Origin of the sequence: Cytobacillus pseudoceanisediminis (genome assembly GCF_023516215.1) — a bacterium.
Taxonomy (GTDB): domain Bacteria; phylum Bacillota; class Bacilli; order Bacillales; family Cytobacillaceae; genus Cytobacillus; species Cytobacillus pseudoceanisediminis.
Window position 1 is genome coordinate 652,036 of record NZ_CP097349.1, and the last position, 11,997, is coordinate 664,032.

An 11,997-nucleotide genomic window follows, 5' to 3' on the forward strand; every position below is an offset into this window, starting at 1 on the left:
ATATTTACGTGCCGAAATCAAAAATGTGTTGTATGATTATAATTATTAATGAATAAATATATAGATTTGCGGATTAGGAGAGCAGATAATTCATGGGAAAGAATCTGATTATTAAACATATTGATGAACTTCAGGATGACTTTAATAGAATAAGCACTTATATCGGCGAGAATCCCGAATTGGGCCATGAAGAGTACAAGGCATGCAAAGTATTGACAGAGGAGCTTGAAAAGCATGGCTTTTCTGTAGAAATCGGCATATGCGGTTTACCGACTGCTTTTACCGGAACTTATGACAGCGGAAAAGAAGGTCCTGTGATTGGATACATGTCTGAATACGACGCATTGCCTGAAGTGGGGCATGCATGCGGTCATAATCTAATCGGGACAATGGGGATTGCTGCAGGAATAGGACTAAGTAAAGTGATTCGTGAAACTGGAGGAAAGGTTATTGTCTTTGGCACGCCTGCAGAGGAGACGAAGGGCGGTAAGGTGACCATGGCTGAAGCTGGTATTTTTGATGTTTTGGATGCAGCGATCATGGTTCATCCCCTTGACAATTTTGTGAAAAGCGGGACATCACTGGCAATGGATGCTATACAGTTTGAGTTTTTTGGCAAATCAGCACATGCAGCTGCCAGCCCTCATTTAGGAATTAATGCGTTGGACGCTGTCCTGCAAACGTTCAACAGCATAAACGCTCTGCGTCAGCATATCAAACCTGATGCCAGAATCCATGGCATTATTACGGAAGGTGGCAAAGCCGCAAACGTGGTTCCGGACTATGCGGTTGCCCAATTTTATGTTCGTGCATCCAAACGTGAGTATGTGAATGAACTTGTAGAAAAGGTCAAGAAATGTGCAGAAGGGGCAGCTTTGCAGACTGGTGCCGAAATGAAGTGGTCATTTTATGAGTTTTCTTATGATGATATGGTTACGAACAGCCCTTTATCAGAAGCATTCAATAAAGAACTGCTTTCTCTTGGTGTGAATGAGGAGGAAATTCTGGAACAGAAGAATGGGTCAGGTTCTCTTGACATGGGGAATGTCAGCCAGGCAGCCCCTTCCATCCATCCTTATATTAAAATATGCAATGAGGCATATGCTTGCCACACCCATGAATTCCGGGAAGCTGCTATGAGTGAGCAGGCTAAAGAAGCCATGATCCTCGGGGCCAAGGCAATGGCACTTACGGGGTATGAAGTGTTAACCAATCAGGAGCTTTTAAAACAGATTAAAGAAGAATTCAAGTCAAACAAGGCATTAGCTTAAAATCCAAAATAAGGCCATGATCCATAAGAAACATACGGATCATGGCCATTATATTATGATAAACTATCCCATTCTGAATACAGTCCGGTTCCATTGCAGCCCTGGCAGTCAAATTGGTTGGCATGATAAGCGAATTCATTCCCCGGATAGAGTGAAAAACCCCTGCCGTAACAGTCAGGACACTTGTTTTCTTCCTTCATGCGATTGACATGATTTTGATATCTGCTTTCGCGCCATTCATTAAAGGCATTCAATAATCCCATCTTTTTCACCTCAGCCATTTTTTCCTTATTTTGAATAAAATGGGCAGATTTTATACACTTCGGTACTATAGTATATGAATAAAGTGGGACTAGTGTGAAAAAAAGCTTGTTCTAAAAATGACTATTTTCCCTTAGGGTGCTTCCATTTTTCGCCGAGTGCTTCGATAAAAATGCTGACATTCTTTTTTTCCTGCATGATGGGGGATAGAACATAGGAAAGAGTGCGTTTGAATTCCTGATTTTTCACTTTGATTATAGACAGGTTATTTTGTTTAACGTCCCTTTCGACGACGCTTCCGGAAAGAATGCTTATTCCCAGCCCGTTGATGAGTGTTTCTTTTATCCCCTGGTTGCTGCTGATCGTTAAAAGTGATTTCACCTTAAGGCCATTTGATCTGACTACATGGTTAAAATACTCACGTGTCCCTGACCCGTTTTCCCTCATGATCCATTGCTGATTTTGAAGGTCAGCAATGGTTGTTTCCTCTTTTTGTACCAATGGATGCTGGTTGGAAGTCACAATAAATAATTCATCCTCTAAAAAGGGAGTCACGATAAGCTCTCTTTCATTTGTCTGGCCTTCTATTAACCCTATATCCACATGATGGGACCGTGTTGACTGAACAACTTCCTCTGTGTTGGCAATCGTCACCTGGAGATTAAGCTCAGGATACTGATTCTGCAAATCAAGCAGGAGGGGAGGCAGGATGTACTCCCCTATAGTGAAACTGGCCGCAATTTTCAAGTCTCCTTTAATGGTGTTTTGCTGCTCTAAAATTTCCTGCCTGGTTTGCTCGTAAATGGTAATCATCTGCTTGGCCCGGTCATATAATATTTCACCGCTGGGCGTAATTTTCAAGTATTTTGGAGAGCGTTGAAATAGTTTGGTCTGAAATTCCTTTTCCAGATTTTTAATATGCAGGCTGACACTGGGCTGTGACATTAGAAGGAGCTCGGCCGTCTTCGTAAAATTTTTAACTTCAGCCAATGTGACGAATGTTTTTAACGCATCATAGTACAAAATATCACCCTTTCTATAATTAATAATATTAATAGCTGCGATAATTAATATTTATTTTACTAATGGAATATCATTCGGTAAAGTAATAGATATATATTTTTTGTGTATAAAACCGACTTTTTTTATAGGAAAAGAGGAAATTTAAAGAAATACTATAAAACCAGCCTTTTGCGCTGGTTTGCGAGGTGGATCATGTTGCAACTTCAGGTAATGAACAGTCCGTTTAATCAGGAGCAGACAGAGCTCCTTAATCGTCTTCTTCCGACTCTGACAGAGACACAATCTCTCTGGCTGAGCGGGTATCTTGCCGCAATACAGTCTTCATCATTACAGGCTGCCCCAGCAGTGGAAGAACGTCCCGCACCTGCAGCGGTAAGGGCCATTCCAAAAGAAGTGACCATCTTATTTGGATCACAAACCGGGAATGCGCAGAATCTGGCAAAGAAAGCTGGAAAAACGCTTGAGGAGAGAGGTTTTCAAGTAACGGTTTCAGCAATGAGTGACTTTAAGCCCAATAATCTTAAAAAGGTCAAAAACCTGTTAATTGTCGTAAGTACCCATGGTGAGGGAGATCCGCCTGACAACGCTTTGACATTCCATGAATTTGTTCACGGAAAAAGGGCGCCCAAACTGGAAGACTTCCGATACTCAGTTTTGGCACTTGGCGACAGCTCATATGAATTCTTCTGCCAAACGGGAAAAGATTTTGATAAACGTCTGGAGGAACTTGGCGGAACAAGAATAACGCCAAGAGTGGACTGTGATCTTGATTTCGAGGAGCCTGCAGCAGAGTGGACGGAAGCAGTTTTAGCCGGATTGAGCGAAGGGGAAAGCAGCAATCCTTCTCCTGCAGCAGCAGCTTCAGTTTCAGCCTCAGCACCTGCTGAGTCAGTCTATTCCCGGTCCAATCCTTTCCGGGCAGAAGTTCTGGAAAATCTGAATCTTAATGGACGCGGCTCCAATAAAGAAACCCGCCATCTCGAGATTTCTTTAGAAGGTTCCGGTCTGACTTATCAGCCTGGTGACAGCCTTGGGGTATACCCTGAAAACGATCCTGAATTGGTTGACCTGCTTTTAGCTGAGATGAGCTGGGATCCAGAGGAAACAGTCAGAGTGAAGGAGGAAACAGTAACGTTAAAAGAAGCGCTTACGGCTCACTTTGAGATTACTGTCCTGACTAAACCGCTTGTTGAAAAGGCTGCAAAGTTTTCTGGAAATGAAGAACTGCAACAGCTAGTGTCAGACAGCAATCAACTGAAATCTTATATGGTTGGGCGGGACTTAATTGATTTAGTCCGTGACTTTAAACCATGGAACGGTTCGGCACAGGAGTTTGTTTCTATACTGCGTAAGATGCCTGCGCGTCTTTATTCCATTTCCAGCAGCTTCAAGGCGAATCCCGATGAAGTCCATTTAACAATCGGTGCTGTCCGCTATGATGCCCATGGCCGTGAACGCAAAGGTGTCTGCTCCATATTATGTGCAGAGCGTCTCCAGCCTGGCGATACACTGCCAGTATTTATTCAGCACAACGAAAACTTTAAACTGCCTGAGAATCCGGACACACCAATCATTATGGTTGGTCCTGGAACCGGAATTGCACCGTTCCGATCATTTATGCAGGAGCGTGAAGAAAGCGGCGCTGATGGGAAATCATGGCTATTCTTTGGCGACCAGCATTTTGTGACTGATTTTCTTTATCAGACTGAATGGCAAAAGTGGCTCAAGGATGGAGTCTTGACGAAGCTGGATGTCGCTTTTTCCCGTGATGGTGATGAGAAGGTTTATGTTCAGCATAGAATGCAGGAAAATAGCAAGGAATTATTCCAGTGGCTTCAGGAAGGAGCAGCCATCTATATCTGCGGCGATGAGAAAAACATGGCGCATGATGTCCATAATGCACTTATAGATATTATTGAAAAAGAAGGCGGTATAAGCCGCGACCAGGCTTCTGAATATCTTGCCGATATGCAGAAAAATAAACGCTACCAGCGCGACGTATATTGATTTGGAAGGAAAGGAGTTTTACAGCATGGTAAACCCAAACTTAAAAGCACCGGATGGCCCTCCGAGTGATGTTGAGGGAATTAAGGATCGAAGCAACTATTTGCGCGGAACGCTGGCGGAAGTTATGCAGGACAGGATCAGCGCCGGAATTCCCGATGATGATAATAGATTAATGAAGCACCACGGGAGCTATCTGCAGGATGACCGGGATCTGCGGAATGAACGCCAGAAACAAAAGCTTGAGCCTGCCTACCAGTTTATGCTCCGGCTGCGCCTTCCTGGAGGGGTCGCAACACCTGAACAATGGCTTGTGGTGGATGATTTAGCTGAGAAATATGGGAACGGCACATTAAAACTGACAACACGCCAGACCTTCCAGATGCATGGAATCTTAAAATGGAATATGAAAAAGACAATTCAGGCAATCCATTCGACGATGCTTGATACGATAGCGGCATGCGGCGATGTGAACCGTAATGTAATGTGTATCTCAAATCCCGATCAATCGGAAATTCATTCAGAAGTGTATGAGCTGGCAAAGATGCTAAGTGACGACCTCCTGCCCCGCACACGTGCCTATCATGAAATTTGGCTGGATGAAGAAAAAGTAGCGGGCTCTCCTGAAGTGGATGAAGAGGTTGAGCCGATGTATGGCCCGCTTTATTTGCCCCGTAAATTTAAAATCGGGATTGCTGTACCGCCTTCCAATGACATAGATGTCTTTTCCCAGGATCTCGGCTTCATTGCCATTGTGGAAAACGGCAAGCTGTCAGGCTTTAACGTGGCAATCGGCGGCGGAATGGGCTTCTCCCATGGAGATAAGGCGACCTATCCGCAGCTTTCGAAAGTGATCGGCTTTGTGACACCTGATAAGATTTACGAAGTGGCTGAGAAGGTCATAACGATTCAGCGTGATTACGGCAACCGCTCAGTCCGGAAAAATGCCCGTTTTAAATATACGGTAGACCGCCTTGGTCTGGAAACAGTTATTGTAGAGCTGGAGAACCGTCTGGGCTGGAAGCTGGATGAAGCTCGGGGATTCAAGTTTGATTCCAACGGAGACCGCTACGGATGGGTAAAGGGTGTCCGCGGAAAATGGCATTTTACGATGTTCATAGAAGGCGGCCGTGTGGCAGACTTCGACGGATATAAATTGAAGACAGCATTGCGTGAGATTGCCAAAGTTCATAAAGGCGATTTCAGGCTGACCGCCAATCAGAACCTCATTATCGGAAGTGTATCAACTAAAGATAAGGCAAAGATCGAGGCGCTGATTAAGGAGTATGGCTTAACAGACGGAAGCCGCTATAGTGCATTGCGCCGCGGATCCATGGCCTGCGTGGCCCTTCCGACATGCGGTCTGGCGATGGCCGAGGCAGAACGCTATCTTCCTGTATTGGTCGATAAAATTGATGAGATTGTTGACGAAGCAGGCTTGCGGAACGAAGAAATCACTATCCGCATGACGGGCTGCCCGAACGGCTGCGCCCGTCACGCACTCGGCGAAATCGGATTTATCGGCAAGGCGGTCGGCAAGTACAATATGTATCTCGGGGCAGCATTTGACGGAAGCCGCCTCAGCAAAATGTACCGCGAAAACATTGGCGAAGAAGAAATCCTGAACGAGCTGCGTGCCATTCTGCCGCGCTACGCCCGTGAACGTCAGGACGGCGAGCATTTTGGCGATTTCGTGGTCCGGGCAGGGATTATTGAAGCGACAACGGACGGGACTAATTTTCATGATTGAGCTGAAGAAAGATGGGGCGGGGGCCCTGTCTTTTTTTGTTTGTGTGCGGGGCCGAATGCACGTAAATATTTCTATCCGCACATATTTTCTGTCTATAAGCACACAAAATTGTCTATCCGCACATAAATTTTGGCTATCCGCACATAAACATTCCCTTCGGATTTTTTCTTAGAGGATTTGAAGGAGTATTGCAGAATTTTTTAGTATAAAACAAGAATGGAGTGAAAAAATGATCCTCAAAGAACGAAAAGTTCCTCTTTTAATCCGTAAAACAGAAGCTCTCCTCCGCAGGCTTCCAGCTCATCACCCAAAAATTCCTATCATTAACGAAGAACTGAATAAAAGACTTGCAGGCTATAAAGGAGAAGTTTCATTGGATTTTCCTCTTGATTTTCTAGATAATAAGGTATATTTTATCCTTCATGATCTCCGCCTGCCAGATAATGATCGATTTTTCCAAATCGATACTCTTATACTTACAAAAAAGTTTGCTCTAGTAATTGAAGTGAAAAATATAACAGGTATCCTGCATTTTGATACGGTATATAATCAATTGATTCGTATAAAGAATGGAAAAGAGCAAGTTTTTCCCTGCCCTTTAATTCAGGTGAATAGACAGGCATCGCAGCTTAGAAGTTGGATTAATGCCAATGTCAGTATTGAAAATTTACCGGTCTATTCATTTGTAGTCATAAGTAATCCGCATACAGGAATTAAAGTCATTCCTCCTCATATTGACCTCAGCCATAAAGTTATACACCGAAATACTCTTCCTATAAAAATTGAGCAAATAGAAAAATCCATTAATAGAGAAATCAGTGATAAACTCCTTAAAAAGGTCATTCGTTTATTTAAAAAGCAAAATACAGAACAGGAAAGTTCAATACTATCAAGATTCCAGATTAATCAATCTGAAATTCTTACGGGCGTATTCTGCCCTTCTTGCACCTATCTGCCTCTTGAAAGAGTGATTCGCACCTGGAGATGTCCTAAATGCAAGATAACCAGCAAAGAAGCGCATATCAAAGCATTGCATGACTATAGCCTTCTGCTGGGGGATACCATCACGAACAAGGAGCTCAGAAACTTTCTGCATATTCCTTCTTCCTATACCGCAACCCGACTCCTCCAATCCCTCAACCTCCCGCAAACCGGCGCTCATAAAAATAGAAGATATACACTGATTTTCTCCGAAGGAAACACCAATCAAAAGGTAATTAAAAGAGGTATTTGATAGTAAATGTCGAAACATTTAGATATCTATAAACCTATCAAGGAGGAATATTCATGCCAAACGAGGAAATGCTTTTGATTCCAGGGCCGACACCTGTTGCGGATTCGATTTATGAGGCAATGGCACAAGAGACACGGGGGCATACGGATCCCAGGTTTGCAGCAATTTATAAAAGTGCGATTGAGAAGACCAGGGAGATGCTGAAGACGGATGGGGAAGTGTTTGTAATCTCTGGCTCAGGAACGATAGCAATGGAAATGGCTCTGGTCAACACGGTTGCAGCTGGAGAAAGGCTTTTGATTATAAGTCAGGGCTTCTTTGGTGATCGTTTTCAGCAGTTAGCCAAGGCGTTCGGAATCCAGGCAGAAATCATTCAGTCCGAATGGGGAAAGCAGGTGGATCCCGCAGCTGTTGAGGAAAAACTTGCGTCCCATTCCTATAAAGCTGTGACGATTACCCATGCTGATACTTCAACTGGTGTTGCGGCAGATTTGGATACATTAGTGCCTATCATTAAAAAGCACGGGGCTCTTGTTATTTTGGATGGGGTCTGTGCGACAGCGGCAATGGAGGAGGATATGAGCAAATCGTATGGCGAAGGGAAAATTGATGTCGTTTTGACAGGTTCACAGAAGGCGATTGGTGTCCCGCCAGGTCTCGCTGTTGTGGCATTCAATGGGACTGCACTGGCTGCAAGGGAACAAATGGAACGGGTTCCTGCCTACTATTGCGATATCTATAATTGGATTCCCATTATGCATGACCCCAAAAAATACTTTGCTACACCGCCTGTTAATCTGATTTATGCCTATGATGAGGGCATGAAACTGGTCTTGGCTGAAGGAATGGACAATCGCTACAAGCGCCATGAAGCATATGGTAAAGCGGTCAGGGCTGCTCTTGCTGAATATGGAATGAGGGCAATTGCCGATGAAAATGCAGCAGCAGCAACTCTCAGCTGTATCCTTTACCCTGAAGGAATGGATGATGCTGAATTCCGTGCATCTCTTGCGAAAAAAGGTGTGATTGTTGCGGGAGCACTGGCTCATCTGGCAGGAAAAGCGTTCCGAATTGGCCATATGGGGATTACGTCTGAAGATATGCTTGAAAAAGCCATTGTGCTGATCGGTGAAACAATGAACGAAGCGGGATTTGAAGCAGATATCCAAAAAGCAGTTGATAGGTTTAGAGAACTTGCATTGCCTGTTGCTTGATAAGGAGGGAAAAGATGTCTGATTTGACTTTGCGAGCGGCTGAGACAGAACTTGGAGAATTGAAACTTATAGGGATCCGCGTCTTATGCCCGCCGGATCAGTATCTAGCCGAAATTCCGCAGGCTATAAATCTATTATTGGGCCGCCTTACAGAAATTAAGGGAGCTGTAAATCCAAATCGGCTTGTTGGTGCCTTCAAAGTGGAGGAAGACTCTACTGAAGAAGACGGATATTGGATTGGCATTGAGGTGAAGGAATTTATAAGTGTACCTGATGGTATGTTCTCATTAGAAATTCCACCGCAAAAATATGCTTCTGTCCGGCACAAAGGACCTAATGATGAGATTGGAAATACCTATAGGGAATTGCACAGCTGGATTGAAGAAAAGGGATACAAGCGGCTGAAAAATAAGTGGCACATAGAAATCCATCATAGCTGGGAGAGTATGGAGGATTTAGATATAGAGCTGCTTGACACGATATCATAATGTTAAAAGACTGCCTTCCCGGCAGTCTTTTCCCTGAAAAAAGAAGAATGGAGAATTTAAAAGTGATAGATTATCGAATTAAGCATATGAAGGGCTACGATGAAAAAATAGGAAATCTTGTATCAATGCTTGAACATGCCAGGTCTGTGACTCTCAAAGATGTTGCTGGGTTGACACAGAAAGAGCTGGATTTTCTTCCCGATGAAAACAGTAATTCAATAGGAGCACTTCTGAAGCATATTGCTTTTGTTGAATATGTTCACCAAATCATTACTTTTGAAAATAGAGATCTTAACGAAAAAGAACTTTCAAAATGGGCCGCCGCTTATGAATTAGGTGAGAAAGCAAGGAATGAAATTAATAATCATCCTCTTGAATTTTACTTGGAGGAACTGTCAGCAATTAGAGAGAAAACGCTAAAACTTTTAACATCTAAACAGGATAGCTGGCTATACCAAGAAGGAAAGTGGAGCAACGGATTAGCCTTTAATAATTATTGGTTCTGGTATCACGTCATGGAGGATGAAATTAGCCATCGCGGACAAATCCGGGTGATAAAAAGACAGCTGGCAACTCAGAGGTGATAAGCTGACCGTCTGGTTTTTCCAAAAATATGAAACTATAGTTCCTTTTGTTCGTATATAAGGTAAAACATTTAAAGGCGGTTAAAAGTTATGAACAAAAAAATTGGGCCCTTTCAACAAGCGGAATGGCATACGGTCTGTCGCTGGGACTAGTTTTTGGAATGCTATTTGAAAATTGGGCATTGGGTATTGCCGTGGGAGTCGCCTTTGGGGCATCCTTTGAATCCTCAGAAAAGAAGTAAAGGAGGATCTGCCTTGATTAAAAATAAAAAGCTCTTTCTGACTTCAATTGTGTTAATCGTTATTTCCATGGCATTAAACTTTCCTTTTCCACATGAAAATCGACTAGTTAATGCAGGGGTTATGATTTTAAATATTCCAATTAATTCAGCGGATGGATTTCATTATACAGGGATTTTTATTCTCCTTTTACTTCTGCTGGGTATGGTCTTGCTTCATCGTTCACTCGAAAAATATCATTTGCGATCATTTTTTGCCGTTATCATCATCGTTTCCCTTCTTCCTCCTTCTCTGGCAGAGGCTTGTCAAAAAACGCTGGCAAATGGCATCAATGCCGTTTCCTATATAAAAGATGAAAGTCAATGTAAGTTTGTAATGATTGGTGAAGATACTTTGCAGGGAACTTGTGAGCTGCCATTTGAAAATTACAGCAATGATGAAGTGTCTTTTACTATCGGCTTTTATGACACATATTTATTTGAAGAGGATGTAAAGATGCTTTCACTGATGAACAGCGGTAAACCTAGTAACGTTAAATTGCTCCCAAACGAAGCTAAGGTTGTCCGGATTGAGAAAGAGATCGATGTGTCAAAAATCAAAAACCACGTTGAAAATGGAGAGGCCGCTTATGTAAGCATCATTATTAAGTCAGGTGATTAAAACAGGAAATTATAAGAAGGTGCTGAAGAAATGAACATAAGATTAAAACCCGTCACAAGAGACAACTGGGAAGAAGCCATTAAGATGAAGGTAAAAGAATCGCAGCGTGACTTCGTTCCTTCAGCGGCTGTTTCACTTGCAAAGGTATATATTAAACCAGATGGGGATGCAATAGAGTATATCCCATTTTCTATATATGACAATGAACAAATGGTCGGTTTTATCATGCATGCCTATGAACCGGACACGGCTAACATGTATTGGATTAACGGTTTTTTTATTGACAAAAATTATCAGGGCAGGGGATATGGACGGCCAGCATTAGCCGAGATGATCGGCTGGATAAAAACTAAATTTCCGCAATGCGAGGAAATCCGCTTGACTGTTCATAAAGATAATCATCACGCAAGGAATCTGTATAAAAACTTCGGATTTTCCCCGACTGGAGAGATTTGGGGAGAGGAAGAAGTTTACTATTTTTCTGTAAAAGGAGATATTTATGATTAATGAAACACTAAAAATAAATAAGCAAAGCTGGGATGAAGCGGCTGAAAGGTTTTATGGGCGCAATCCGCTGCCTGAATATGGACCGCTGGCACCAACTGAAGATGATCTTCAATTGTTCGGAGATGTGCGCAGCTTAAAGATGCTGGAGATTGGGTGCGGAAGCGGGCATTCCCTAAAATATTTGGACCAGCGCGGAGCGGGTGAATTATGGGGATTGGATCTGTCTTCCAGGCAAATCGAATCCGCAAAGGAACTTCTGGTAAATTCATCTTCACGAGTAAAGTTGTTTGAATCCCCGATGGAACAAAATCCGGGAATCCCTGCTGATTACTTCGATTTCGTTTTTTCCATTTATGCGATTGGCTGGACCACGAATTTAGACTGTACGCTTAAAAACATTCATCATTACCTAAAATCAGGCGGGGTGTTTATATTCAGCTGGGAACATCCGATGTATAACCGGATTAAGGCTGAAAATGGAGCATTAATTATGGATAAATCCTATCATGAGGAAGGCTCCTATCAGCATATAGCCTGGAACCAGCCTGCCATTATGCAGCAATATAAACTAAGTACATATATCAATTTATTAATAGAAAACGGGTTTGCGATTGAAAGGGTAATTGAAGATGCCAGCCTTACTGAAGAAGATGTTCAGCGGCATTCCAACCGGTGGTATTCCTATGAAAAAACGAAAGCTATACCCGCTGCTTTTATTATTAAATGCAGAAAGCTATAGAAGAAAAGGCGGATGAGACCGA

The 11,997-nt window shown here is 42.9% G+C and carries 13 protein-coding genes; 11 read left to right on the forward strand and 2 right to left on the reverse strand.

Going from position 1 to position 11,997, the window contains the following annotated elements:
• Positions 1-92: 92 nt before the first annotated feature.
• Entirely contained in the window at positions 93-1,271 is a 1,179-nt protein-coding gene (locus M5V91_RS03545) for a M20 family metallopeptidase (protein ID WP_251174967.1), read from the forward strand.
• Positions 1,272-1,324: 53 nt separating this feature from the next.
• On the opposite strand, the gene M5V91_RS03550 is transcribed toward M5V91_RS03545, so the two are convergent.
• Together M5V91_RS03550 and M5V91_RS03555 are read right to left on the reverse strand one after the other, a co-directional pair.
• A complete protein-coding gene (locus tag M5V91_RS03550) occupies positions 1,325-1,534 on the reverse strand; it encodes a hypothetical protein (protein ID WP_009333607.1) in 210 nt (69 codons plus the stop codon).
• A 121-nt stretch (positions 1,535-1,655) separates the two neighbouring features.
• Positions 1,656-2,555: a LysR family transcriptional regulator gene (locus tag M5V91_RS03555; RefSeq protein WP_019382535.1), complete on the reverse strand. Its 900-nt coding sequence runs from the start codon at positions 2,553-2,555 to the stop codon at positions 1,656-1,658.
• A gap of 195 nt (positions 2,556-2,750) precedes the next feature.
• On the opposite strand from M5V91_RS03555, the gene M5V91_RS03560 reads away from it, so the two are divergent.
• The 10 genes from M5V91_RS03560 (at position 2,751) to M5V91_RS03600 (ending at position 11,975) form a co-directional block, all read left to right on the forward strand.
• Positions 2,751-4,562 (forward strand): assimilatory sulfite reductase (NADPH) flavoprotein subunit, encoded by a 1,812-nt coding sequence (locus M5V91_RS03560; protein WP_251175014.1) that lies wholly within the window; start codon positions 2,751-2,753, stop codon positions 4,560-4,562.
• A gap of 25 nt (positions 4,563-4,587) precedes the next feature.
• Entirely contained in the window at positions 4,588-6,309 is a 1,722-nt protein-coding gene (gene cysI / locus M5V91_RS03565; RefSeq protein WP_217025517.1) for an assimilatory sulfite reductase (NADPH) hemoprotein subunit, read from the forward strand.
• Positions 6,310-6,538: 229 nt separating this feature from the next.
• Entirely contained in the window at positions 6,539-7,543 is a 1,005-nt protein-coding gene (locus tag M5V91_RS03570) for a nuclease-related domain-containing protein (protein WP_009333611.1), read from the forward strand.
• Between the two features lie 53 nt (positions 7,544-7,596).
• Complete coding sequence (locus tag M5V91_RS03575) at positions 7,597-8,757, forward strand: pyridoxal-phosphate-dependent aminotransferase family protein (protein ID WP_251174966.1); 1,161 nt, start codon at positions 7,597-7,599, stop codon at positions 8,755-8,757.
• Positions 8,758-8,771: 14 nt separating this feature from the next.
• Positions 8,772-9,245 (forward strand): GyrI-like domain-containing protein, encoded by a 474-nt coding sequence (locus tag M5V91_RS03580; RefSeq protein ID WP_251174965.1) that lies wholly within the window; start codon positions 8,772-8,774, stop codon positions 9,243-9,245.
• Between the two features lie 62 nt (positions 9,246-9,307).
• Entirely contained in the window at positions 9,308-9,829 is a 522-nt protein-coding gene (locus M5V91_RS03585; RefSeq protein WP_009333614.1) for a DinB family protein, read from the forward strand.
• 125 nt (positions 9,830-9,954) lie between these two features.
• Positions 9,955-10,071 (forward strand): glycine zipper domain-containing protein, encoded by a 117-nt coding sequence (locus M5V91_RS31075; RefSeq protein WP_500797316.1) that lies wholly within the window; start codon positions 9,955-9,957, stop codon positions 10,069-10,071.
• A gap of 13 nt (positions 10,072-10,084) precedes the next feature.
• The gene (locus tag M5V91_RS03590; protein WP_251174963.1) at positions 10,085-10,729 is read left to right on the forward strand and encodes a hypothetical protein; all 645 of its coding nucleotides are present in this window, start codon (positions 10,085-10,087) and stop codon (positions 10,727-10,729) included.
• 30 nt (positions 10,730-10,759) lie between these two features.
• Complete coding sequence (locus tag M5V91_RS03595) at positions 10,760-11,236, forward strand: GNAT family N-acetyltransferase (RefSeq protein ID WP_019382542.1); 477 nt, start codon at positions 10,760-10,762, stop codon at positions 11,234-11,236.
• On the forward strand, positions 11,229-11,975 hold the full coding sequence (locus tag M5V91_RS03600; RefSeq protein ID WP_019382543.1) for a class I SAM-dependent methyltransferase: 747 nt from the start codon (positions 11,229-11,231) through the stop codon (positions 11,973-11,975). Before M5V91_RS03595 ends, M5V91_RS03600 begins: the two co-directional genes overlap by 8 nt.
• The last annotated feature ends 22 nt before the right edge of the window (positions 11,976-11,997 follow it).